Genomic DNA, 25,714 nt, shown 5'->3' on the forward strand with positions numbered 1-25,714 from the left:
TTGTTTTAGATCAAAATTTTACTGTGATTGGATATTATCTAATAATTACATAGGAAGTGCAATCTTAAAAAAGAGTAAATGAATGCAGTGGAAATAAGAAAATGATGTATAATGCTGTACAGAAACATGCAAATTTTAGAGGAAACTATGGCAGATTCAGTAAAAAGTCATGAGCAAAGCTCGGATGAGATTGATTTAATTGAGATTTTTCGTGCTCTATGGGATAAAAAATGGTGGATTGTTATAACAACATTCGTTACTACATTACTTGCCGGTATTTATGCATTTACTGCAAAAGAGCAATGGACGTCTAAGGCAACAGTTATTGCCCCTAAATTAACAGAGTTAGGCGAGTACTTAAATGTTCGCCGAGAGTATAATCGTATTTTGCGTGTAGAGCCTATTGACCCAAATGCATTATCTGTAAGACTATTCAACAATTTTAACCGATTAGCACAATCTCAAGATACTAAAAATGAATTTTTTATCACTTCCAATGTGTATAAGACTTTAGCTGAAGGAAAAGATGAGCAGGGGCAACGCACAGTTTTATCCAATTTGAGTAATGAAAATACCAGCTTTATTATTCCTGATCCTAAGAAAGAGCCTAATGCGATAGGTCGTACACTATCTTTTTCTGCAGAAACACCGGTAGAGGCACAAGATACTCTTGGTGAGTTAATTCAATTCATCAATAACAAAGCATTTACTGTTGAATTAGAAGATTTTTTAGTTGATTTCCAAAATGTGCTTACTGCATTACAATATGAAAAATCATTAATTCAGGAAGATTTATCTGTGAATAAGTCGGTTCAGTTGGAAAACTTAAATAAAGCCTATGAAACTGCACAAAAAGCAGGTATTAAAGAATATTCAAAAGCATTTAATCAATCAGATGCATCAAATATTGCAGCAGCTTTAAGTGATACTAAAATCTCCCTTTCTGATTCAAAATTAGCAGATAGTTCATATTTATTTATGTTAGGGGAAAAATACCTAAAGGCTCAAATTGATGTGGCTAATGAGAAAGGTGTTGTTTATCCACCACGTTATTATCAAATTGATTACCAACTTAAGCAACTAGAGCCGTTATTTGAAAAAACAAAGACAGTTAAAACACAAACTTTTAGTTACCAAGCTTCGCCGGATTATCCTGTAATAAAAGATAAACCTAAAAAGGTAATTATTTTATTAATAGGTGCAATATTAGGTGGTGTAGTATCAAGTCTTATTATCTTAGTTTCTCGCTTATTAAATCGTGGAAAAAGCTAAATGTTGCGTAATTTTATTCTTTCTATTTTCTTTAAAAGCTTTAATGAAAAGTTACTGATTGATATCCGTAAAATGCATAAGTTTTTTAAACGTAAAGAAAGTAGTAATAAATATATAAAGCCTTTTTATATACTATTAGTCAATCATTATCATAAAAAAATTTATTATAAATATGCATGCGATATTACACCTAGTTGTCAATTAGGAAATATTGAATTTCGCCATCCTTTGGGTATTGTTATTGGTGGCAGTGCAGTTTTAAATGATGGTGTTATTATCCACCAAAATGTTACTTTCGGTGCTTTAAGGTTTAATCAAGAAAGGCGAGGTATAGATTGTAAACAAATAGTAGGTAAAAATACAATTATTTGTACAGGAGCAAAGGTCCTTGGTGATATCACTATCGGTGAAAATTGTATTATTGGAGCCAATGCAGTTGTAACTAAAAATGTGCCAGACAATTCTATTGTTGTTGGGTTTAATAAGATTCTTGAAAATAAGAGCTAAAAACGCACCAAATATATGAATTTAATTATCTGTTTAACACCTTTGCAAATGTTGATTGCTGAAACAATTATTAAGAAAAAACAACTTAAAAATAATATATTAGTTGTTATTGCTTATAATGATAATGATAAATTTCGTTACTATTATAATCGGTTAAGTTCGTTGTGTAATGCGTCTTACTTTTTCTTGATTGATAATTCTAGTCTATTTAATAGAATTAAAGCAATGGCAAGACTAAAATTATTTGTTTCATTGTTGAGTAAATATGATTTTTCCTCGTGCTATCTTGCAAGTATTGACTGTTCATATATTCAACTTATTACAAGCAGTATAGAATATCAGGAACTTTACACATTTGATGATGGAACAATTAATTTACTAGCAGATAGTTCTTATTACAGAGATAAATCTTATTCATTATTTGAGAAAGTTTTTAGGAGGATATTCGGAATAAAAGATACCGTATCGTTATATCGTAAAAATAGTATATTCCACTATACTATTTTTAAAAATAATAGCAATATAATAGAGAATACGGAATTTATTCCATTTATTCAGCCTAATGTTATTCAATCATATAATGTAGATAAAGTAGTTAAGATATTTGTTGGTCAACCATTATCTGAAATAAAAGTGGATAAGAATACAGTTATCTCTTTCTTAAAAGATGAGAAAATAGATTATTACTATCCACATCCTCGAGAGAAGGATTTTTTTGATAATGTTGAATATATCTACAGTAATAGAATTTTTGAAGACTATTTGGTTGAATATCTTGAATGTAATGTTAGTGCAGATATAAATGTTTATACTTTCTTTAGTACGGTCGTTATGAATATAAAGGATCTAAATAGAGTTAATGTAATTTCATTGTTTTCTAGTCAAGTACCTGATAGTTTTATTGGTGTTTATAGGCTGTTTAGGGAAAATAATATTGAAATAAGGACGATAGATGAATAATATAAAGAGTTACTTTATTTCATATTTGCTTTTTTTTCAGTTTGTTTCATATTTTCTGTATTTGAAGTTCGAAAATTATATATTTTTACTTTGCTATTTCTTTATAGGTTTCGCTAGTTTCTTTACTATAAGGAAAGTAAATAAGACTATATTTCTGATGTCTATTTTTGTTGTTTCTATATTCTTGATTTTTTCTATGTCCTCAAGGGAGAATAGCTTCATTCTAAATGCTTATAATGTGCTATTAGGTGTTTTTGCATTTCTTTCCGCCTATGTTTTATATCTTTCTGATAGATTTTACAATTATATAAAAGTAATGTTTTGGGCTTATAGTCTAATGATTTTATATTATTTTTACATGTTTGGTTTATCTGATCCTGATCTTTACAACAATATCTTTGTAAAAGGTAGTAGAAATTATGTTAGTGCAATATATATATTTCTTTTCTGCCTTCTGATATTGTCTTACGATAAGGATAATATTAAAGTACCTATTGTATATCCTATGGTGACTTTTTTAGGATGTATCATCTTGTATGGGCGAAGTGGGATTATAATCTCTTTTGTTATTATGATGTATTTATACTTTTTTAATAAGAGATATTTATTATTTAAGCTGGCTCTTATTATAGCAGTGATATTCATAGTTGTTTTTAATCTAGAGCAAATAATGTCATTTTTTATTGAAAAAACAAGTTTCTCTTATGGGGTTGAGTCAGAAAGAACAGTTATGATCCAAGAGTATAAGAATGGTATCTTATATAGTTTGGATAATTTTATATTAGGATTTAAATTAGATGGATGCTGTGCTACTATTAAGCTTTTCGATAGTAATCCACACAACTCATTTATTGCTGGACACATTAGATATGGGATTTTTCACCTGATTTTTATTTTAAGTGTCTTAACCTATATTTTGCTTTCAGGAAAATCATTGTATATTTTTATATCTTTGGTTTATTTTTTTAGGCTATTCTTAGATCAGCTAGGATTGTTTTCTCCCCTAGATGTTATTTTATTTTATATTATTTTTTTAATTAATGGTAATAAACGTGATAAAAGAATCGCATAGTGAAAAGTCTGCTATTTTAGTTGTTTGTCATAAGCCAATACCGTATGTTGCAAAATTAGCAAATAGTGAGATTAATTCTAATTTTTATATCCATGTAGATAGAAAGGCAGATATTGATATAATTAAAAAAGATTTTGCACCTAACTTAGAAAATGTATTTTGGTTGGAAAAACGCGTTGATGTGAATTGGGGTGGTTTTAGTATAGTTCAATCAATACTATCTCTGATGAGGGTTGCTTTAGAGAATAAGGAGAACTTACACTTCCATCTTATTTCTGGCAATTGTATTTTTCTTGATGATATTACTTTAATTGAAAAAAGGATGAAGAGTTATCCCGAAAGTAGCATTTTTTTAGAATTGAGTTCCTCATTAAGACGTAGGTATAGGCTTCGATTTAATGCACCACATGCTGATACTAAATATCAGCGGAGTATTATTGGACGATTATTAACGAAGTGTTTCCAGCTCATAGATAAGTTAGTTTACCCAAGAAATGAACTTATTAAATTAGCTCCTTTTGGAAATATGTGGTTTTCTGCAAATATAGAAGGAATGAAACAATTATTATCTATAGTAACAGAAGATGAAGAAACCTATTTTAGTCATAAGTTAGTCCCTGATGAGCATTTTTTCCAATATCTAATATTAAAAAATGGTTTGCAGGATACTGTTTATGATAATAAGCGTTATATTAAATTTATTGGGAGTGCGAACCACCCAGAAAATCTGAATTATGGAGAGTTAGTCAGTTTAGAACGTTCTAAATATTGGATTGCTCGTAAGGTTTCCTCTGGTATTGCATTAAATTATTTAGAAAATATTAAAAAAGATTGCGGTAGTGAGTATTAAATTCTCAGTGTTAATGTCCTTATATTTTAAGGAAAAAGAAGATTATTTATTATCTTGTTTGGAAAGTCTCAAACAACAAACTTGTCAGGCAAATGAAATTGTTCTAGTTTTTGATGGCGAGGTATCAGAAACTCTAGAAAGTATAGTGCAAAATTTTGCAGAGAAACTACCGCTTGTTATCGTACGCCTACCTCAAAATGTAGGGTTAGGAAGAGCATTAAATGAAGGGCTGAAGCATTGCGCTAATGAGTGGGTATTTAGAATGGATACTGATGATATTTGTTTACCTACTAGATTTGAAAAGCAAATTAATTTTATTTATCAAAACCCAAATGTGGTTTTACTAAGTAGTCAAGTAGAAGAGTTTGATGAAACTATGATGGAGTCTATTGGCATAAAACAAGTGCCGATTAATGATAATGAAATTCGTGTTTCAGCATTACTTAGAAATCCTTTTAATCATATGGCAGTAGCCTATAAAAAATCTGTGATTGAGCAGGTTGGAGGTTATCAGCACCATCTTTATATGGAAGATTACAACTTATGGTTACGAGTTATTGCACAGGAATATGAGGTATATAATTTACCAGATGTGCTTGTTAATGTGCGCTCAGGTTCTGCAATGTACGCTCGGCGTAAAGGGTGGGAATATATTAAGAGTGAGTATCAATTAGCAAAATTGAAAAAAGAGTTGGGATTACAATCACTGATCTCATCAAGTATGTTTTTTATACTTAGAGCCTTGCCTCGGTTACTGCCTACATCTCTTTTAGGTAGACTTTATAAGAAATTAAGAAAAGGATAAATTATGAGTATTCAGCAAAAGAAAAGACACTCTCGTTGGTATGAACGTATCTTTTTTAGTACAACTGTTCAAAGCATTTTGGGCGTTATGTTCTCAAGTGTCTTACCCGCTATCTATTTTTGGGGAGAGAAATTTAATTCTATTGAAACTCGTTCTAATACGATTATAGCGACTTCTCTTGCCTTTGTAATGATAGCTATCAGCTTAAGAGTGTTAATGAAATATCCAGGTAATAAGTCAGCAAGTTTTGTCTTCTCAACAGTTATTTCTTGGTATGCGGTTTTATTAATCGTGTTAACGATATTTAGATTGGATTATTCTAATACATTGCTAGGTACGAGCTTTATACTCACAATTCTATTTTGTTTTATTGGTTATTTTCTTTCGAGAAGTTGGATTATTCCTAAAATCGCTTTGGTTCCATTTGGAAGAGCTATCAATTTGAACCGAATTCAGAATGTAGAGTGGATTGAATTAAGTGAACCAATATTGGGGGAAAAGAGAATTAACTCTATTGCGGTAGATTTACACTATCCTGATTTGCCCGCAGAATGGCATAAATTTTTAGCGAAATGTACATTGAATGGTATTCCTGTATATAACGTTCGCCAGCTTGAGGAGTCTTTAACCGGACGTGTAAAAATTCGCCATATGTATGAAAATGACTTAGGTTCATTACTTCCTTCTCCAATTTACTCATTAGTGAAGCGTATCATTGATATTACATTGATTGTTGCTACGTTTCCCATTACTTTACCTATTATGGCAATCACTGCTATTGCTATTCGCTTAGAAAGTGAAGGTGGAGCAATGTTTATTCAAAAGCGCGTTGGGCAAGGTGGAAAGGAGTTTAATATTTATAAATTTCGTAGTATGTGTAAAGACTCCGAAAAAGATGGTGCTAAATTTGCACAAAGTGGCGATATGCGTGTAACTCGTATTGGTAAATTTATTCGCAAAACCCGTATTGATGAGCTGCCTCAATTTTTCAATGTACTAAAAGGCGATATGAGTTTAATAGGCCCTCGTCCAGAACAGAAAGCCTTTGTAGATAAATTTGAAGAGGAAATTCCATTCTATAATTATCGTCATATCGTTAAACCAGGTATTTCCGGTTGGGCTCAGGTCGTCCATGGTTATGCAGCAGATGTTGATGATACAAAAGTAAAAGTAGAACATGACTTCTACTATATTAAGCATTTTTCTTTATGGCTTGATATTTTAATTATTTTTAAAACATTGAAAACAATGCTGACTGGATTTGGGGCAAGATAATAAATTAGAGAGTGAATAGCATGCTTGAGAAAATAGAAAAACTTATTGATGAAATCAACAAGTTGCACTTAGCTTTTTCGAAAGACTACTTTGAAACAGGTAAGATTGAAAAAGTGAATCTTAAGCATACTTTTGCCAAAGTGCCTACGCCACATATTTTAGCTTATCGTCTTAATTTACATGAATCTATTAATGATTATTTATATCGTGCAGATTTAGAGGGAATTTCTTATTTTTACCGAGTAAAAACCTCAGAATCGATTTTAGATAAAATCGAGCGTTTTAAACAGCGTAGTGAAGGTTATCCAGTAAATAGCATTCTCAACGATATTTTTGGGGCTCGTATTATTGTTTCTAGTGAAGTGATTCAGCAAGTAATGGAGTCATTAGATTATTGGCAAGAAAAATATGGACTAAAAAATTGGTATTTGAGAGATAAAGATGAATATGTGGGTATTCATATTTATTTTAAGAATTCAAGTAACTTTTATTATCCTTGGGAATTGCAAATTTGGGATAAAAAAGATGCTGAAAAGAATATTCAAAGCCATATTAAATACAAACGAAATTTCGTGAATCAAATTTCATATTCACCTTTATGATCATCCTCATCACTGGCGGAGCCGGTTTTATCGGATCTGCATTAGTTCGCTATCTGATTGAACATACTCCACACACAGTTATCAATGTGGATAAGCTCACCTATGCGGGAAATTTAGCCTCATTGGAGAGTGTCGCACGTCACGAACGCTACCATTTTGAAAAAGCAGATATTTGTGGAAGCGGTCAAATTTCTGAGATTTTTGGCAAATATCAGCCTGATGCGGTGATGCATTTAGCCGCGGAAAGCCATGTAGATCGATCTATTTCTGGGGCAGCAGATTTTATTCAAACCAATATTGTCGGCACTTATACTTTATTAGAAGCAGCGAGAGCTTATTGGGATACACTGCCTGAACCCCAAAAATCGGCGTTTCGCTTTCTGCATATCTCGACAGACGAGGTCTATGGTGATTTAGCCGAAAGCGAGGGATTATTTACCGAGAAAGCTCCTTATAATCCAAGTAGTCCCTATTCGGCCTCTAAAGCTGCCAGTGATCATCTGGCTCGGGCTTGGCATCGCACCTACGGTTTACCGACTATTATCACCAACTGTTCCAATAATTATGGGGCATATCAATACCCCGAAAAACTGATTCCGTTAATGATTTTAAATGCCTTAGAAGGTAAAGCCCTACCTGTTTACGGTAACGGCTTGCAGGTCAGAGATTGGTTGTTTGTGGAAGATCATATTCACGCCCTCTATTTGGTGTTGCAAAAAGGGAAAATCGGCGAAACCTACAATATTGGCGGGCATAATGAAAAGACCAATATCGAAGTGGTTCGTTCTATCTGTTCTATTTTGCAAGAAATGGTGCCAAATAACCCGCTTGTTGTAGGGCAATATGCTGATTTAATTACTTATGTGCAAGATCGCCCTGGCCACGATTTCCGCTATGCAATTGATACTTCAAAAATCGAAAAGGAACTCGGCTGGAAACCGAAAGAAACTTTTGAAAGTGGCCTGCGTAAAACAGTGGAATGGTATTTGGCTAATCGGAATTAGTAGTAAGAAGCAGAAAAAGAGGACATATTCCGGCATTTATCCTGTGGTGGAAGATGAAGTTGCCACCTCGGTTATATTCCCAACTCTCAGTTTCTCAACGGAAAATTTATATGATTTATATAGTATTCAGAATAAAAAGGCAGAAATAAATATTTCCGCCTTTCTTCTATTGTTTTATCATATTCTCTCTTCGTTCTGCTTGACTAAATGGTAGAGTAAAATTAACACAAAGAAATAGAATAATGAGCCTGAATTATGGGCTAAAAATGATTGGCTTAGGAAAAAGAATGAATGCGAAATAATATGTACAACGCCTAATATCGCCATACATTTTACCTCTCTATTTTCTGCCTTTAATCGTCTGGCAAAAATAAAAAATGGAATAATTAAAATAGCCATTAGTGCCATGAAACCAACTACACCTCTTTTCACAAAGGCTTCTAGATATTGGTTGTGTAAGCTATTAAATCTAAGCGTTGTTTTTGCCATTTGTTTTGTTTCAATCTGTTTCTTTTTGAATGTTTCATAGCCTGTGCTACCGTGTCCTAATAGCGGTTTTTCACGGATTCCGATAAGCGCATTTTCCCACATATCAAAACGAGCTCCCAGAGATGAATGTCTATTTCCTTTTTCTAAAAATACGATAATATCATTCTTAGCTGCATTATATCGTTTTTGTATGCCAAATTCTGGTTTGGAGATAAAAAATGAGAGTGAAGATATAAGTGCTAATAGAATCAGGAAAATAGCTTTCTTATTTAGCTGTCTTAAATTTAAAAATAGGATAAATAAGAAAGCAAATGGGAATGCAAGCCAGCCGCCTCTTGCTCCTGTTAGAATACTGGCAAATAACCCAAACATGGCAAAAACCAGGTAGGCAATGCCAGTTTTAATTCTTTTTTTTGAAAGCCAATAAAAGGCAATTGCTATACTAAATAGTGATAATAATATTGCTATGTTCCCCGATTGAATACGCATTATTTCAGGGAAAGGAAATTTAAGATTTAATATAAACCTCTGATATATTGCTATACAACCAGCTACCAACGCTCCAATCGGTATAAAGTGCAATACAGTTTCTTTTTTAATCGGATAAAGTTTAAAGAAAAAAATCAGAGGGATAAGCAGTAAGATTCTGCTAGGGTTATCAATTTCACGAATGCTATCGCCATTAAAAATAGCAGACATTGCAAACGTTAGAAAATAGCCAATAAGCGAGAAAATAAAAAATTTATCCTCTTTATCAAGTAACCACTTTTGTTTTAATTTGAAACGATAAAATAAGAAACTAAGTGTAGCGATAATACCTAACGCCATTGGCACATAACTATAACCTTTCTTAAAGGTTAAAACAGTGATAAAAAATGTGGCGACTAGTATATTACAGAAAAGAGCAATATGTGAGTTGTCTATTTTTTTGAAGTTAAGGTGCATCGACATATCCTAAAACAATGAAAATTGCTGTCATTTTATACTAAGGGTATAAAGGTTATCTATCTCTTTTTAGCAAAGTTTTGTTGAATTTGAGGGATTATTCGGCATAATATCTTTATATGTTTGATAAAGGAGGAGATATGAGCTTATTACCTATGAATGAAGTTACCAGTTTAAGCCAATTAGATCCAAACGGAAGTTATACTTACGCGGATTATTTGCTATGGAAATTTAAAGAACGGGTGGAGATTATCAAAGGGAAGATTGTGGCAATGTCTCCGGCACCAACTCGTTTTCATCAGCGAATTTCTATGAAGATGACTGCAAAATTTTTAGAGGTATTTGACAATCATCAATGTCAGATTTATTCCGCTCCCTTTGATGTTCGTTTTCCCGATCAAAACGGAAAAGTCAAAACCGTAGTGCAACCGGATCTTTGCGTAATTTGCGATATTAGCAAATTAGACGAAAGAGGTTGTGTAGGTGCACCGGATTTAGTGGTGGAAATCCTTTCTCCGGGTAATACTAAACGGGAGATGAAAGACAAATACGAACTTTACCAGGAACAAGGGGTGAAAGAGTATTGGATTGTTTCTCCTGAAACCCGCACCATTCAGATTTTTGTGTTGGAAAACGGTAAATATATCGGCATTCAGCCGGTGGCAGAAGATGAGAAGGCAACTTCTGTGGTCTTTCCGGCATTAAGTTTTTCGACCGAGAAATTATTCGAACTGTAGAAAGATGCAACATAATGCGGCGGTTTTATGCCACAATACTACTTTACTTATGTAAGTGCTTAAGGTAGAATGCACTACCTTTTTTGTTCTATGCCGCCAATATTGTGTGCGGTTTAATTTAATCATATTTTTCTGAGGTGATGGCATATGCCAGTAATTAAAGTTCGTGAAAATGAATCATTTGACGTAGCATTACGTCGTTTCAAACGCTCTTGCGAAAAAGCGGGTATCTTAGCTGAAGTTCGTGCTCGTGAATTCTACGAAAAACCGACAACAATTCGTAAACGTGAAAAAGCATCACTTGCTAAACGTCACGCTAAACGTAATTTCCGTGAGAACGCACGTAACACACGTTTATACTAATTAGTTAGGCTGGTTAGCAAACTATATCGAAACCGTGATTCCGTTAGGCTCACGGTTTTGGTGTTTTTAACGTTTCTATTTCAAGCGGTTGTTTTTTGCAAAAAATTTGCAAAATTGCTCCGCTTGTATCATTCAAAGAGCAGGAGGAAATCAATGAAAGGCACAATCCCACGTTCGTTTATTGATGATCTTATCGCTCGTACCGATATTGTTGAGGTCATCAACAGTCGGGTTAAGCTCAAAAAAGCAGGACGTGATTATCAAGCCTGCTGCCCTTTTCATCACGAAAAAACACCTTCTTTCTCTGTGAGCCAATCCAAGCAGTTTTACCACTGTTTCGGCTGTGGCGTACACGGGAATGTCATCACCTTTTTGATGGATTATGACAAACTCGAATTTCCGGAAGCGATTGAAGAGCTGGCGGCAATGCACGGGCTGGAAGTGCCGAGAGAGAATGTGATTGAGCGTGACGGCAAGCCTCAAGCTAATTTTAAAACTAAGCGTAATCTTTATGAATTGATGGAAGCGGTGGCGAAGTTCTACCAGCAGAATTTATCGCACCAGATTGAGCCACAAAGCTATTTACAGCAACGAGGTTTGTCTGAAGAGATTATCGAACGCTTTGAAATTGGTTTTGCTCCAAATGCTTTTGATGCCGCCCTACGCACTTTTGGGCAATCACAAGAAGATATTCAGAAATTGCTCGATACGGGCGTTTTAACCAAAAATGATAGCGGTCGAATTTACGATAAATTTCGCAATCGGGTAATGTTCCCGATTCGAGATAAGCGTGGACGGGTAATTGCCTTTGGTGGGCGGGTGTTGCCGAATGATGAGCAAGGGGCGAAATATATGAACTCGCCCGAAACAGTGATCTATCACAAAGGCAGTGAGTTATATGGCTTGTATCAAGCACTGAAAGTCAATGAAACGCCGGATTATCTGTTCGTGGTGGAAGGCTATATGGACGTGGTCGCCCTTGCCCAATTCGGCGTGGATAACGCAGTCGCCTCTTTAGGCACGGCAACTACCGGTGAACAAATTCAGCAAATGTTTCGTTGCACCGAGCAAATTGTCTGTTGTTATGATGGCGATAGAGCCGGTCGAGATGCAGCTTGGCGGGCGTTAGAAAATGCGTTGCCTTATTTGCAAGACGGTCGCCAACTGAAATTTATTTTCTTGCCCGATGGCGAAGATCCGGACACTTTTGTTCGTTCTCAAGGTAAGGTTGGATTTGAGCAATATGTGGCACAGAATGCCAAGCCATTAAGCGATTTCTTATTTGACAGTTTGTTGGCGGATGTGGATCTTTCCTCCAAAGAAGGGAAATCAAAACTCGCCGCTTTAGCTGTTCCCTTAATCAATCGCATTCCAGGCGAGATGTTACGGGTGTATTTACGCAATATTTTGGGGCAGAAATTAGGCATTTTAGACCCAACGCAGATAGAAGCTCTGTTACCGACGAAAAAAGCGGCAGAGAAGCCTTTACATCAAGCGGTCAAAATGAAACGTACGCCAATGCGGCTGTTGATTGCGTTATTGATTCAAAATCCGTATTTGGTGAAATTCGTACCCGATGTAAGTGCTTTAGCCTCCTTAAAAGATCCGGGCTTTGCATTACTAACCGATATTGTCGCAACTTGTCAGCAAAATGCAGGTATCAGTATGGGTGGGCTACTTGAACATTATCGGGAAGATCCCCAATATAAGATTGTTGAAGCCCTCGCAAATTGGGATCATTTAGAATTACCCGAAAATATCGAACGAACATTTATTGACACCCTCGATTTTCTCTACGCTAAATTAGTGGAATTACGCAAAGAAGAGCTAATTGCCAAAGACCGAACGGTGGGCTTAACCGATGATGAGAAAAAAGAGTATGCTCTTTTGATGTTTCAGTAGAATTTTAAGCTCGAATAATTCCCCTCTTTAGCAAAGAGGGGGGGAGATTTGGCAGGAATAATGAACGAAGAAAATAATTAATTCTATCTAAGAATAAAAAGAAAGTTATCTCTCTTACTGCGCCTCTTTTTATTGCCAAACCTCTCTGTTCTCATAAGCATCAAAGCGATGCGTAAATTAGAAAAATAGAATTTTTTTGTGAATTTATGAAGTCGAACCAAATTTAGTGGTATAATCCACTACTATTTTTGCTCGCATAATAAACGGATAGACTATGGAAAACCAAGCAGATCAACAATTAGAACAGCAATCTCAATTAGAACTTCTGATCAGTCAAGGGCGTGAACAGGGATATTTAACGCTTTCTGAAGTGCACGACCACTTACCGGAAGAGTTGGTGGATGCGGAGCAGATCGAAGATATTATTCAGATGATCAACGATATGGGTATCCAAGTTTTAGAGGCTGCCCCTGATGCGGATGATTTACTACTCGCTGAAAATATCGCCGATGAAGATGTGGTAGAAGAAGCCACCAAAGTGCTTTCAACTGTAGAATCAGAGTTAGGTAGAACTACTGACCCTGTGCGTATGTATATGCGTGAGATGGGGACAGTTGAGCTTTTAACCCGTGAAGGTGAGATTGATATCGCTAAACGCATTGAAGAAGGGATTAACGAAGTTCAATGTGCGATTGCGGAATATCCGGAAGCCTTAAGTGGCCTGTTAGCCTGCTATGCTCAAGTCGAAACCGGTGAAATGCGCCTTTCTGATTTAGTGACAGCATTTGTCGATCCTAATATTTTAGAAGAAGCACCGTTAGAGGATATTGAGGCTGCTTTAGGTGAAGATGAAGAATCTTCTGATGTGCCTGATGTAGATGATGAAAACGAAGATGAAGACGGTGATAGCAGCTCAGACAGCAGTGATGACAGCTCGATTGACCCGGAACTTGCCCGCGAAAAATTTGAAGCCCTACGCAGCCAACACGAAAAAGTGTTATTGGTCATTCAAAAACACGGGCGAACCAGTAAAAAATCGAAAGAGCAAATTGAAATTTTATCTCATATTTTCCGTGAATTCCGTTTGGTGCCGAAGCAATTTGACTTATTGGTTGCTTCTATGCAAAAACTGATGAAACAGGTTCGCACTGAAGAACGTCAAATTCAACGCTATGCAGTGGAATATGCCGGCATGAAAAAAGCGGACTTCTTAAAAGCATTCCAAGGGCACGAATTAAGCGAAGCATGGATCGAAAAAGCGATTAATGCAAAGAAAAATGCAGCACCAAAACTTGCCAATTATGTCGATAATATTCGAGTGAATATTGCTAACTTACAGAATTTGGAGCAAACCTCAGGCTTAACTATCGCCCAAATCCGTGAAATTGGTGGGCGTATTTCCAATGGTGAATTAAAAGCTCGCCGTGCGAAAAAAGAGATGGTGGAAGCAAACTTGCGTTTGGTGATTTCGATTGCGAAAAAATACACTAACCGTGGCTTGCAGTTCTTGGATTTAATCCAAGAAGGAAACATCGGCTTAATGAAAGCGGTGGATAAATTTGAATACCGTCGTGGCTATAAATTTTCAACCTATGCAACTTGGTGGATTCGTCAGGCGATTACCCGTTCGATTGCCGACCAAGCCCGTACAATTCGTATTCCGGTGCATATGATTGAAACTATCAACAAACTCAACCGTATTTCACGCCAATGTTTACAAGAAATGGGGCGTGAGGCAACGCCGGAAGAACTGGCAGAACGTATGGGAATGCCGGAAGATAAAATCCGCAAAGTGTTGAAGATTGCCAAAGAGCCGATTTCAATGGAAACGCCAATCGGTGACGATGACGATTCACACTTAGGTGATTTTATTCAAGACGAAAGCCTTGAATTACCATTGGATTCCGCCACTGCGGAGAGCCTGCGTATGGCAACGAACGAAGTGTTAGAGGGCTTAACCCCGCGTGAAGCGAAAGTGTTGCGTATGCGTTTTGGTATTGATATGAACACAGACCACACACTCGAAGAAGTTGGTAAACAATTTGACGTAACTCGTGAACGTATCCGCCAAATTGAGGCGAAAGCACTGCGCAAACTTCGCCACCCGAGCCGTTCGGAAACCTTACGTAGTTTCTTAGACGACTAATCATTTCCCCTATGCCTGATGGTATAGGGGATTTTGTTTTAATCTGTATAACAAGCGGTGATATTTACCGTATTTTTTACAAAAGAGGGAGAGATGAAAAAATCACTATTAGCACTTTTAATTGGCTCAGTATTTCTGATTTCAGCTTGTGAAGACGGCAAAATGACCCAAACGGTATTAGAAGCCGAAAAACAAATTGTTCAGTTGGGTAATGAGTTAAAAAGCACAAAAGATACATTAGAGAAGAAAGATATTGAGCTTACTGAGCTTTCTAACGTTAAAGCTGAGAACGAAAAACTAAAAGCAGAACTTGAAAAAGCCCAAAAAAATGTGGCATTGCAAGTTGAGATTGTAAAAATCTTCGATAAGAAAGAAGTAATTAAATATAACAATGAGAAAAAAGAAGAGTATATGCCTGAAGAAAGCCGCATTGAATCTTTCGTAAGCATTCCAAAAACCAACGTGGAGTGGCTCAATCAGCTTTTGCTTAAAACTATTTACGATCCTAATGAAGAGGCTGGGCGAAAATTGCAAAACCCAACGGAAGATGATTTGAAAAAATATCGTGAAGAAGTTTATCAATCGTTGGTTGTTAGTGCGAAAGAAGAGCCTGTTATCGGTTATGAAGAAAGTATTCATAGCGATTTTATCGGACAACGCAACAACATTGTAACCTTTAGCGTGCAGCCTTATAGCTATAGTGGTGGTGCTCACGGCTTGCACTATACTCAGTACATTAATGTAGATTTAAATAAGAAATCTGTTATTCGATTAGATGATTTAGTGAGTAAGCAAAATCAAGCTAAGCTAAAAGATGCTCTTTGGGAAAGTTATGCAATGTTCCGTGTAGATGAAAATGGCAAATATAACGGATTTGCGGATAAAAAAGAGTTCCGTATTTCGCCAGAGTTCTATTTCGGAGCATATGGCGTTGTGTTTGTTTATCCGCCTTATGAGTTAGGCCCTTATGCCGAAGGTGATGTAGAGGTGAATTTGCCTTGGTATTTAGTAAATGAGCTATTTAACAAAGATTACCAACGTGGCGAGAAAGATGGTTTCTTTAAACGGGAAGAGTAGTAGCAAACCGCTTGTTGATACAAGCGGTTATTTTTTTCCTAAATTTTGCAATTAACCCAACACAATCCCTAAACTAAACAATAAGTTAGTGATTAATGCCAACCCTGCCATTTGCCCTAAAATCGGGTAAAGTTCTTTTGGATCTCGGTGCTGATAAACAAAACGAGCGTGTTTTGCGAGTAATGGCACAGCAAGTAAAAAGATGAAACTATACCAATGCTCAAATTCCGAAATGGCAAAAATCAGATAAGAAATGACCGCTAGTACCAATAAGAAAACGTGGTATTTCCGCCCATTTTGGCTGCCAATTCGCACAATAAGGGTATTTTTGCCGGCTTGTCTGTCTTGGTTAATATCACGCAAGTTATTGATATTTAACACTGCCACAGACAGCAATCCGCAACCGAAAGCAGGGAGCAGAATTATTGGCGGAAAGCTATGAGCCTGTAGATAGAACACGCCGATTACCGCCACAAAGCCAAAGAAAATCAGCACAAACAGATCGCCCAGCCCCAAATAGCCGTAGGCTTTTTTGCCGACAGTGTAAGTAATAGCGGCAATAATTGAGACGATGCCAAGCCCGATAAAGAAAAACAGATCTTGCACTGTTTCATAAGCATAGGCACTTAATGCAACACCGGAAACAAACGAGAGCAGGCTTAAGATAATCACGGCTTTCTTAAGTTGTTCACCGCTAATAACGCCGTGCTGAATCGCCCGTAGCGGTCCGATTCGTTCTTTGGTGTCAGAGCCTTTGACGTGGTCGCCGTAATCATTGGCGAAGTTAGACAGGATTTGCAATAAAATGGTGGTGATAAATGCGAGTAAGGTGGTAACAACATCAAATTTCCCTGCCCAATGAGCAAGTGCTGAACCCACAATAATTGAAGCTAACGCCAGCGGTAAAGTTTTCGGGCGGGCGGTGGTAAACCAAATCGAAAAAAGAGAATTTTTGTTCATAGAGAATAATCTTAGCGTAATTTCATTTACAATGATGTTAAGGATTTAAGCCATAGCACAAGCATCCACGCTTGTGTTAAATGGTAAAACGAATTGGTACAAGCGTAGACGCTTGCACCATCCTCAATTTCATATCATTATGTCCAATATTTTAGATTATTTTAACAGAAAAAAGCGTAATGAACTCTACCTCAAATCAACTAACCCCTATTCAATTAAACCCTATCGGTTTTGTGGAAAGCCCCTATGATGAAAAATTTTCCGTGCCTCGCCAGCCGAATTTGGTAGCGGAGGGGAAAGGCATTCTACGTTTAATTCCGCCTTATAATACCCCCGATGCAGTCAGAGGCTTGGAGCAATTTAGCCATATTTGGTTGATTTTCCAATTCCATCACATTCCCGAAAGAGAGTGGCACGCCACCGTCAGACCGCCTCGCTTGGGCGGGAACGAGCGGGTTGGGGTCTTTGCCAGCCGTGCCACCCATCGCCCAAATCCGCTTGGTTTATCGAAAGTGAAGTTAGAAGCGGTGGTGGCGGAGGGGAGTGAAGTTTATTTGAAATTAGGCAGCGTGGATTTAGTTAACGGCACGCCGATTTTTGACATCAAGCCTTACATTGCATTTGCAGATAGTGAGCCACAAGCGGTTTCCGGCTTCGCCCAGCAAAAACCACAGGCAAGATTAGCGGTGCGTTTTAGCGAGGAGGCAAAACAAGCGGTCAAATTTTGCCGACATTTTGCAAAATTTGGCATCGAGCAGCCACTTAGTTTTATTGCCGATGTCATCGCTCAAGATCCTCGCCCAGCGTATCAACAAGGGAAACCTAGTGAGCGAGTTTATGGTATGAACCTTGCCGGCTACAATATTCGTTGGCAAATTGAAAATGATGAGCAGGCGATTGTGCTTTCGATTGAATGAACTTTCCCAATTAAGTGGGATCTAAGAAGTGATTTTTAACCCCTTTAAGGACTGATTATGAAATTGAAAAATTTTCTTACCATTCTACCGCTTGCAGTCGCAACAGCGGTAACTTCAGCGGAAACTCATACCGTGGAACATAAAGATAAACCGGCTTCTTTTAATTTCTCAACCGAAGTCTCTCGCACGGTGGAAAAGGACGTGATGCAGGCAAGTGTGTATAGCCAAAAATCAGGTAAATCCTTGCCGGAGCTGAAAAAATTTGTATCTGAAAACCTGAATCGTGTATTGGCTGAGGCAAAAAAACATCCATCGATTGAAGTACAAGCTGAAGGTGTGACTAATCACGTTAATTATAATAACAAAGGGAATATTGATGGTTGGGATACCTCTGGTAGCATTCAGTTGAAAAGCAAAGATTTTGATGCAATGGCGGCGGTGTTGGAAAATTTAGGTAAAGATGTGGCGATTCGTTACATTGATTTTAGTGTATCGCCAGAGAAAATGGCGTCCCTTGAAGATGAAATGACGCTGGAAATTATCAGTAAATTTCAACATAAAGCTGATGTGATTCAAAAAGCCTTAGGGGCGAAAACATATAAGCTAGTTAATATCAATATTCAAACTCCAAATGATGGTGGTAGACCATATTATGAAAACAGAGCAATGTATGCAGTTTCATCAATGGCACAAAGCAAATCTATGGATGAAATCCCGTTAGAAGCAGGTAAAACCACAATTTCAGCTACCGCTTCAGGAAGTGTGGAATTTGAATAGAAATGTATAGATTTGTATAGAGTTGTATTTTTACTTTAATTGGAGGAAAAAATCGGTCTATACTATCAATTAAGAAATATGCGTCTTTACTTTTTTAGTATACTCATATTTTATTGGCTATGTTTTATAGCATTCGGAAAGTTAATACACTTATGTGTGATTCACCCTTTAGGGTAAGGATAAAAAATGAAAAAATATTTTGCTGAGTTTTTCGGTACATTTTGGTTAGTGTTTGGTGGTTGCGGCAGTGCAGTTTTAGCGGCAGGCATTCCCGAATTAGGCATTGGTTATGCAGGCGTTTCATTAGCGTTCGGTTTAACCGTATTAACAATGGCGTATGCAGTCGGTCATATTTCAGGTGGTCACTTCAACCCTGCTGTTTCAATCGGTTTATTAGTTGGCGGTCGTTTTAACGCTAAAGATTTAGTGCCTTATATCATTGCCCAAGTAATAGGTGCGATTGCTGCCGGTGCAGTGTTATACACCATTGCTTCAGGTATTCCGACTTTTGATGCCACAGCAGGCTTTGCTAGCAATGGTTATGGTGAGCATTCGCCACACGGCTATAGCTTAACAGCAGCATTATTAATTGAAGTGGTATTAACGGCATTCTTCTTAATCATCATTATGGGTGCAACCGATAAACGTGCTCCGGCAGGTTTCGCTCCGATTGCTATCGGTTTAGGATTAACCTTAATCCACTTAATCAGCATTCCGGTAACCAATACCTCAGTAAACCCGGCACGTTCAACCGGTGTAGCGTTATTCCAAGGCAGCTGGGCGATTGAGCAATTATGGTTGTTCTGGGTTGCTCCGATTGTCGGTGCAATTATCGGTGCGGTAGTTTATCGCTTTATCGCTGAAGAAAAATAATTTAAGCGAATAAATATGATGCAGCTCTAGTCTTGATTAGGGCTGCTTTTTGTTTTTGAAAGGATTTTAAAATGAAAAAATTAATCAAAGTATGTGGGCTGATTTCGGCGACTGTTTTTCTAAGCGGCTGCTTGGTAACTTCGGTGGTTGGTGGAGTGGTGGGAACCGCAGTTGATGTGGTAGACACCGTAACCCCTGATATTATCGACTAATCTACTTACAAGCGGTTAAAATTTCCAGATAGATTGCAAATATAAAATAAAGCGTTACAATGGCTTGCTATTTTATAAAACCGATGAATTAAAGGATTCAATATGAACATTACAAAAGATTTAGTGCCAAGCATCGCGTATCAAGTGCGTACTCAAGAGGGTGTATTAGTAGATGAAGCACCGGTAAACCAACCGTTAGAATATTTACACGGTCACAATAACTTAGTAGAAGGCTTAGAAAAAGCTCTTGAAGGTAAATCTGTAGGTGATGTGTTTGAAGTGCGTGTGAAACCGGAAGAAGGTTACGGCGAGTACAACGATAATATGGTTCAACGTGTACCGAAAGATGTATTTATGGGTGTCGATGAATTAGAAGTGGGTATGCGTTTTATTGCGGACACGGATTTAGGCCCGTTACCGGTGGTAATTACCGAAGTCGATGGCGATGAAGTTGTGGTGGACGGTAACCATATGTTAGCCGGTCAGGAATTACTTTTCTCTGTGGAAGTGGTTGGCATTCGTGAAGCGACAGCGGAAGAAATCGCACACGGACACGTTCACGGTGGACATGAACACGGTTGCGGTTGTGGTGGGCATGATCATCATCACGATCACGATGGTTGCTGCGGCGGTCATGACCACGATCATCACCATCATCACGGTCACGGCGGCTGTGGTTGCGGTGGTCATCACTAATTTTGTGATTTCCCTTCTCCCCGCTTGCGGGAGAGGGTGGAGCAAATCGAAGATTTGCGGAGGGAGAGGGGGATATCAAAGGTTTCCCCTCTCTCTGCTTAAAATTTCTGAACGAAATTTTAAGCTGTCTCTCTCCCGCAAACGGGCGAGAGGAAATGTTCCCTGTTAAAGCCATTGCTAAATAGCCAAACAAGCGGTCAATTTTCCTTGGAAATTTACCAATGTCTTTATCTCAATCTAACAATAAATAACCTTTCAAGATGATGAACGAAACACAACATTCCCAATCTGCTATCGACTATTTACGCTCGATTTTAAGCTCAAATATTTATGACTTAGCGCAAGTGACCCCCTTACAGAAAATGGAAAAACTGTCTGAGCGGTTAGGCAACTCTATTTTTATCAAACGTGAAGACCGACAGCCGGTTCACAGCTTTAAATTGCGAGGTGCTTTTGCGATGATCTCAAATTTATCCAAAGCACAAAAAGAGGCTGGAGTCATTGCGGCTTCAGCAGGCAACCACGCACAAGGGGTGGCACTTTCTGCCAAACATTTAGGTTTAAGAGCCTTGATTGTAATGCCGCAAAACACACCGGCAATTAAGGTTGATGCGGTGCGTGCTTATGGTGGTGAAGTGTTGCTTTATGGGGCGAATTTTGATGAAGCGAAGGCGAAAGCGATTGAGCTTTCCACCGAATTGGGTATGACCTTCATTCACCCGTTTGACAGCCCGGCAGTGATTGCAGGGCAAGGCACAATCGGTTTAGAGCTGGTACAACAAAAGCCGGATTTAGATTATGTGTTTATTCCAGTAGGCGGTGGCGGCTTAATTGCCGGCATTGCGGTTTTAATTAAGCAGGTGATGCCGAATATTAAAGTAATTGGGGTAGAATCTAAAGATTCTGCGTGCTTATACCACGCCTTAAAGCAAGGGCAACCGACCGATTTAGAGCGGGTTGGGCTTTTTGCTGACGGTATTGCGGTAAAACGCATTGGCGATGAAACTTTCCGCCTGTGTCAGCAATATGTTGATGATGTGGTGTTGGTGGATAATGATGAAATCTGTGCCTCAATGAAGTTGATTTTTGAAAATGTGCGTGCGATTTCCGAGCCGTCAGGGGCAACCTCTCTTGCTGGCTTGAAAAAATATGTGAAAGAGCATCAATTACAAGATAAAAACTTAGCTTGCATTCTTTCCGGGGCAAATGTGAATTTCCACACTTTACGTTTTGTATCAGAGCGTTGTGAAATCGGGGAGAAACGTGAAGCTTTATTGGCAGTCACCATTGCTGAACAGAAAGGTAGTTTCTTAAAATTCTGCGAGATTTTAGGCAACCGTGCGGTAACGGAATTTAACTATCGCCATTCCGATGATAAACAAGCCTGTATTTTTGTGGGGGTGCGAATTTCAGGCTCGGCAGAAAAAGTAGAGATTATTAAAGATCTGCAACAAAACGGCTATGATGTGGCAGATTTATCCGACGATGATATTGCCAAAACCCATATTCGTTATATGGTAGGCGGTAGAGCAAGCTCCATTCAATATGAGCAACTCTATAGCTTTGAATTTCCGGAGCAGAAAGGGGCATTGCTAAAATTCTTACAAATGCTGACTAACTGGGATATCTCGTTATTCCATTACCGAGCTCACGGAGCCGATTATGGCGATATTCTTGCCGCATTTGCATTAAACAGAGGCGATGAAGTAGAATTAAACCGACATTTAGAACAGCTAGGTTACCGCTTCCAAAATGTGAGCGAAAGTCCGGCATATCAATATTTTTTAAAGTAAATTTTTATTCATATTAGGAATTAGAATGGCTCGTAAATATTTCGGCACAGATGGTGTGCGTGGTGAAGTAGGTAAATTTCCAATTACCCCTGAATTTGCCTTAAAGCTCGGTTGGGCGGCAGGTAAAGTGTTGGCAACCCAAGGCACAAAAAAGGTGTTAATCGGTAAAGATACCCGTATTTCTGGCTATATGTTGGAATCGGCACTGGAAGCAGGTTTAACCGCAGCAGGTTTATCCGCTGTATTCGTAGGCCCAATGCCAACCCCTGCGATTGCTTATTTAACCCGTACTTTCCGTGCGGAAGCCGGCATTGTGATTTCTGCCTCTCACAATCCTTATTACGATAACGGCATTAAATTCTTCTCCTCAGTAGGCGAAAAACTACCTGATGAAATTGAAGAAGCAATTGAAGCAATGCTCGATCAGCCAATGGATTGCGTAGATTCAGCAAATTTAGGTCGTGCCAGCCGTATTAATGATGCCGCAGGACGTTATATCGAGTTTTGTAAAGGCACTTTCCCGTCTGAATTAAGCCTCGAGGGGTATAAAATTGTAGTAGATTGTGCCAACGGTGCAACCTACCATATCGCGCCGAATGTAATGCGTGAGCTAGGGGCAGAAGTGCTTGAAATCGGCACTAAGCCGGATGGTTTAAACATCAACGAAAAATGCGGTGCAACCGACATTAAAGCGTTACAAAAAGTAGTTGTAGAAGCAGGAGCAGATGTTGGCTTAGCCTATGATGGCGATGGCGACCGCTTAATTATGGTTGATCACTTAGGCAATAAAGTTGATGGCGACCAAATCCTGTTTATTTTAGCCCGTGAAGCTTTACGTTCAGGCAAATTACAAGGCGGTGTAGTCGGTACATTAATGAGTAATATGAGCTTGGAATTAGCGTTAAAAGAGTTAGCCATTCCGTTCTCCCGTGCCAATGTGGGCGACCGCTATGTGTTAGAACAGCTTAAAGAAAAAGGCTGGAAACTGGGGGGCGAAAACTCCGGGCATATTATCGTGTTAGATAAAAACACCACCGGCGATGGTGTTATTGCTTCTCTGCAAGTATTAGCAGCAATGGTAAGCCACAAATTGAGCTTGAATGATTTGGCAAAAGCCGTGCCACTATTCCCACAAGTTCTGCTAAATGTTCGCTTTGAGAAAGGGGCGGCAAATCCGCTTGAAAGTAACGAAGTGAAAGCGGTAGCGGCAGATGTGGAAAAACGCTTGGCAGGCAAAGGGCGTATTTTATTGCGTAAATCAGGCACTGAGCCATTAATTCGAGTGATGGTGGAGTGCGAAGATGCTGTACTTGCTCAAAGCTGTGCGGAAGAGATTGTTGAAGCAGTAAAACGTAACTAATGACAAGCGGTCGTTTTTGGTAAAAAATTTGCCAAATATGACCGCTTGTTACATATATGTGTAGACTAGATGTAGTAGGGCGAAAATTTTTTTCGCCTTGCCGAAGTGGGCAAATGATGATTTGTCCCTACAAGTGGAGGTAAAAATGGATCAACAAGAAATGAAAAAAATTGCGGCACAAGCTGCATTAAAATTTGTAAAACCGGACACTATTGTTGGGGTGGGAAGTGGTTCAACCGTAAACTGTTTTATTGATGCCCTTGCTTCAATGAATGATGAGATTAAAGGAGCGGTTGCTGCCTCTAAAGCCTCGGAACAGCGTTTGCGTGATATCGGCATTGAAGTATTCAGTGCCAATGAAGTGACGGAATTAGATGTGTATATTGACGGAGCTGATGAAATCACGCCACAAGGGGCGATGATTAAAGGTGGTGGGGCAGCACTTACCCGTGAGAAAATCGTGAGTTCATTAGCGAAAAAATTTATCTGCATTGTGGATAAATCCAAACAAGTTGATGTGCTGGGTTCGACTTTTCCACTACCTGTAGAAGTGATCCCAATGGCTCGTTCTTATGTTGCTCGTCAGCTTGTGTCATTAGGCGGTTCGCCGGAATACCGTGAGGGCGTGGTAACCGATAACGGCAATGTGATTTTAGATGTACATAACTTTAAAATTATGGAGCCGTTGAAAATGGAGCATACCATTAATAATATTGCAGGGGTGGTGACTAACGGTATTTTTGCACAACGTTTTGCCAATGTGACTATTGTTGGAACACCTGAAGGCGCAGTTATTTTAGAATAATTTATTATCGCAAACACATAATGATTAGGAGCAAAAAATGGCTAAAATTTCTTTGGACAAATCTAAGATTAAATTCCTGTTGCTAGAGGGCGTGCATCAAAATGCGATTGATGTATTACAGGCAGCAGGTTATACCAATATTGAAGTACACAAGAAAGCGTTAGACGGTCAAGAATTGATTGAGGCGATTAAAGATGCTCACTTTATCGGTATTCGCTCGCGTACTTTTTTAACCGAAGAGGTGCTGGCTCAAGCTCCAAAATTAATTGCGATAGGCTGTTTCTGCATCGGCACTAACCAAGTGGATTTGGACGCTGCGAAAAAACGTGGGATCCCAGTTTTTAATGCACCATTTTCAAATACCCGCTCGGTGGCGGAATTAGTGCTGGCGGAGATGATTTTATTAATGCGTCAAGTGCCGACTGCAAATGCGGAAGTACATCGTGGCATTTGGAATAAATCGGCGGCAGGCTCTAACGAAGTGCGTGGCAAAAAATTAGGGATTGTCGGATACGGCCATATCGGCTCGCAATTAAGCGTGCTTGCTGAAGCCATCGGTATGCAGGTTTATTTCTATGATGTAGAAAATAAATTGCCATTAGGCAATGCTCAACAAGTGCCAACGTTGGAACACTTGCTTTCAACCTGCGATATGGTTTCGCTCCACGTGCCTGAAATGGATTCCACCAAAAATTTAATGAGTGCCGAGCGTATTGCACAGTTGAAAACAGGATCAGTGCTAATTAATGCGGCTCGTGGTACGGTAGTCGATTTAGACGCATTAGCTGCTCGGCTTGAAGACGGTTCATTGCGAGGTGCGGCGATTGACGTATTTCCGGAAGAACCGGCATCAATTAATGACCCATTTGTGTCGCCATTATGTAAATTCGATAACGTGATTTTAACGCCACATATCGGTGGCTCCACTTCTGAGGCGCAAGCGAATATCGGCACCGAAGTCGCGAATAAATTTGTAAAATATTCAGATAACGGTTCAACCGTGACGGCAGTGAATTTCCCTGAAGTATCCTTACCGCTTCATACTAATACCAAACGTTTATTACATATTCACGAGAATCGCCCAGGTATGTTAAATCAAATTAACCAGATTTTTGTGGAATCAAATGTGAATATTGCCGCTCAATATTTACAAACCGATGCAGCTATCGGTTATGTTGTAATTGATGTAGAGAGCGACAATGTTGATGAAGCATTACAACGTTTAAAAGCGATCGAAGGCACGATTCGAGCCCGAGTGTTATATTAAAAGGCAAAGAGCCTGAATCACTTCAGGCTCTTTTGTGTTACAAGCGGT

25 protein-coding genes are annotated in these 25,714 nt (G+C 38.4%); 23 read left to right on the forward strand and 2 right to left on the reverse strand.

The genetic code is table 11. The annotated features are described in order from the left end of the window. The first annotated feature begins 147 nt into the window (after window positions 1-147). The 9 genes from EL242_RS04465 (at window position 148) to rfbB (ending at window position 8,347) form a co-directional block, all read left to right on the forward strand. Complete coding sequence (locus EL242_RS04465) at window positions 148-1,272, forward strand: LPS O-antigen chain length determinant protein WzzB (RefSeq protein ID WP_126301657.1); 1,125 nt, start codon at window positions 148-150, stop codon at window positions 1,270-1,272. Then, the gene (locus tag EL242_RS04470) at window positions 1,273-1,779 is read left to right on the forward strand and encodes a serine acetyltransferase (RefSeq protein WP_172595345.1); all 507 of its coding nucleotides are present in this window, start codon (window positions 1,273-1,275) and stop codon (window positions 1,777-1,779) included. Between the two features lie 15 nt (window positions 1,780-1,794). Then, a complete protein-coding gene (locus EL242_RS04475) occupies window positions 1,795-2,739 on the forward strand; it encodes a glycosyltransferase family 52 (protein WP_126301658.1) in 945 nt (314 codons plus the stop codon). Between the two features lie 157 nt (window positions 2,740-2,896). Next, the gene (locus tag EL242_RS04480; protein WP_126301659.1) at window positions 2,897-3,811 is read left to right on the forward strand and encodes a hypothetical protein; all 915 of its coding nucleotides are present in this window, start codon (window positions 2,897-2,899) and stop codon (window positions 3,809-3,811) included. Then, on the forward strand, window positions 3,792-4,661 hold the full coding sequence (locus tag EL242_RS04485; protein ID WP_172595346.1) for a beta-1,6-N-acetylglucosaminyltransferase: 870 nt from the start codon (window positions 3,792-3,794) through the stop codon (window positions 4,659-4,661). Before EL242_RS04480 ends, EL242_RS04485 begins: the two co-directional genes overlap by 20 nt. Continuing rightward, window positions 4,657-5,466 carry a glycosyltransferase gene (locus tag EL242_RS04490; protein ID WP_126302712.1) on the forward strand — a complete coding sequence of 270 codons (810 nt, stop codon included), beginning with the start codon at window positions 4,657-4,659 and terminating at the stop codon, window positions 5,464-5,466. The genes EL242_RS04485 and EL242_RS04490 overlap by 5 nt, the downstream gene beginning before the upstream one ends. A gap of 3 nt (window positions 5,467-5,469) precedes the next feature. Then, the gene (locus tag EL242_RS04495) at window positions 5,470-6,741 is read left to right on the forward strand and encodes a sugar transferase (RefSeq protein WP_126301661.1); all 1,272 of its coding nucleotides are present in this window, start codon (window positions 5,470-5,472) and stop codon (window positions 6,739-6,741) included. A gap of 20 nt (window positions 6,742-6,761) precedes the next feature. Further along, on the forward strand, window positions 6,762-7,343 hold the full coding sequence (locus tag EL242_RS04500) for a GTP pyrophosphokinase (protein WP_006249516.1): 582 nt from the start codon (window positions 6,762-6,764) through the stop codon (window positions 7,341-7,343). Then, window positions 7,340-8,347: a dTDP-glucose 4,6-dehydratase gene (gene rfbB, locus EL242_RS04505; protein ID WP_126301662.1), complete on the forward strand. Its 1,008-nt coding sequence runs from the start codon at window positions 7,340-7,342 to the stop codon at window positions 8,345-8,347. The genes EL242_RS04500 and rfbB overlap by 4 nt, the downstream gene beginning before the upstream one ends. Before the next feature lie 177 nt (window positions 8,348-8,524). Here the strand turns inward: rfbB and EL242_RS04515 are convergent, their stop codons facing one another. Next, window positions 8,525-9,781 (reverse strand): O-antigen ligase family protein, encoded by a 1,257-nt coding sequence (locus EL242_RS04515; RefSeq protein ID WP_126301663.1) that lies wholly within the window; start codon window positions 9,779-9,781, stop codon window positions 8,525-8,527. A gap of 140 nt (window positions 9,782-9,921) precedes the next feature. Here EL242_RS04515 and EL242_RS04520 point away from each other — a divergent pair, with 140 nt between their 5' ends. From EL242_RS04520 to EL242_RS04540, 5 genes are all read left to right on the forward strand, one after another. Then, window positions 9,922-10,518, forward strand: a complete 597-nt coding sequence (locus EL242_RS04520) for a Uma2 family endonuclease (protein WP_126301664.1) — start codon at window positions 9,922-9,924, stop codon at window positions 10,516-10,518. Window positions 10,519-10,665: 147 nt separating this feature from the next. Then, entirely contained in the window at window positions 10,666-10,881 is a 216-nt protein-coding gene (gene rpsU / locus EL242_RS04525) for a 30S ribosomal protein S21 (RefSeq protein WP_006252283.1), read from the forward strand. Between the two features lie 153 nt (window positions 10,882-11,034). Beyond that, entirely contained in the window at window positions 11,035-12,783 is a 1,749-nt protein-coding gene (dnaG, locus tag EL242_RS04530; RefSeq protein ID WP_126301665.1) for a DNA primase, read from the forward strand. Between the two features lie 274 nt (window positions 12,784-13,057). Then, window positions 13,058-14,929, forward strand: coding sequence for an RNA polymerase sigma factor RpoD (gene rpoD, locus EL242_RS04535; RefSeq protein WP_126301666.1), 1,872 nt, complete (start codon window positions 13,058-13,060; stop codon window positions 14,927-14,929). A 93-nt stretch (window positions 14,930-15,022) separates the two neighbouring features. Next, window positions 15,023-16,006 (forward strand): DUF3298 domain-containing protein, encoded by a 984-nt coding sequence (locus EL242_RS04540; RefSeq protein ID WP_126301667.1) that lies wholly within the window; start codon window positions 15,023-15,025, stop codon window positions 16,004-16,006. Window positions 16,007-16,057: 51 nt separating this feature from the next. Here EL242_RS04540 and EL242_RS04545 read toward each other — a convergent pair whose 3' ends face one another. Further along, window positions 16,058-16,966: a 1,4-dihydroxy-2-naphthoate polyprenyltransferase gene (locus EL242_RS04545; RefSeq protein ID WP_126301668.1), complete on the reverse strand. Its 909-nt coding sequence runs from the start codon at window positions 16,964-16,966 to the stop codon at window positions 16,058-16,060. A 179-nt stretch (window positions 16,967-17,145) separates the two neighbouring features. Here EL242_RS04545 and tsaA point away from each other — a divergent pair, with 179 nt between their 5' ends. From tsaA to serA, 9 genes are all read left to right on the forward strand, one after another. Beyond that, complete coding sequence (tsaA, locus tag EL242_RS04550; protein WP_126301669.1) at window positions 17,146-17,883, forward strand: tRNA (N6-threonylcarbamoyladenosine(37)-N6)-methyltransferase TrmO; 738 nt, start codon at window positions 17,146-17,148, stop codon at window positions 17,881-17,883. Between the two features lie 57 nt (window positions 17,884-17,940). Beyond that, window positions 17,941-18,660: an SIMPL domain-containing protein gene (locus EL242_RS04555; RefSeq protein WP_126301670.1), complete on the forward strand. Its 720-nt coding sequence runs from the start codon at window positions 17,941-17,943 to the stop codon at window positions 18,658-18,660. Window positions 18,661-18,846: 186 nt separating this feature from the next. Then, entirely contained in the window at window positions 18,847-19,533 is a 687-nt protein-coding gene (gene aqpZ, locus EL242_RS04560) for an aquaporin Z (protein WP_126301671.1), read from the forward strand. A gap of 71 nt (window positions 19,534-19,604) precedes the next feature. Beyond that, on the forward strand, window positions 19,605-19,745 hold the full coding sequence (locus EL242_RS11435; protein ID WP_172595347.1) for a hypothetical protein: 141 nt from the start codon (window positions 19,605-19,607) through the stop codon (window positions 19,743-19,745). Window positions 19,746-19,847: 102 nt separating this feature from the next. Further along, window positions 19,848-20,441: a peptidylprolyl isomerase gene (slyD, locus tag EL242_RS04565; RefSeq protein ID WP_126301672.1), complete on the forward strand. Its 594-nt coding sequence runs from the start codon at window positions 19,848-19,850 to the stop codon at window positions 20,439-20,441. Window positions 20,442-20,701: 260 nt separating this feature from the next. Next, window positions 20,702-22,234 carry a threonine ammonia-lyase, biosynthetic gene (gene ilvA / locus EL242_RS04570; protein ID WP_126301673.1) on the forward strand — a complete coding sequence of 511 codons (1,533 nt, stop codon included), beginning with the start codon at window positions 20,702-20,704 and terminating at the stop codon, window positions 22,232-22,234. Window positions 22,235-22,259: 25 nt separating this feature from the next. After that, window positions 22,260-23,594 (forward strand): phosphoglucosamine mutase, encoded by a 1,335-nt coding sequence (gene glmM / locus EL242_RS04575; RefSeq protein ID WP_126301674.1) that lies wholly within the window; start codon window positions 22,260-22,262, stop codon window positions 23,592-23,594. Between the two features lie 145 nt (window positions 23,595-23,739). Further along, complete coding sequence (rpiA, locus tag EL242_RS04580; RefSeq protein WP_126301675.1) at window positions 23,740-24,399, forward strand: ribose-5-phosphate isomerase RpiA; 660 nt, start codon at window positions 23,740-23,742, stop codon at window positions 24,397-24,399. Window positions 24,400-24,436: 37 nt separating this feature from the next. Then, window positions 24,437-25,666 carry a phosphoglycerate dehydrogenase gene (serA, locus tag EL242_RS04585; protein ID WP_126301676.1) on the forward strand — a complete coding sequence of 410 codons (1,230 nt, stop codon included), beginning with the start codon at window positions 24,437-24,439 and terminating at the stop codon, window positions 25,664-25,666. Window positions 25,667-25,714 lie beyond the last annotated feature (48 nt).

Origin of the sequence: Mannheimia haemolytica (assembly GCA_900638155.1) — a bacterium.
GTDB classification, from domain to species: domain Bacteria; phylum Pseudomonadota; class Gammaproteobacteria; order Enterobacterales; family Pasteurellaceae; genus Mannheimia; species Mannheimia glucosida.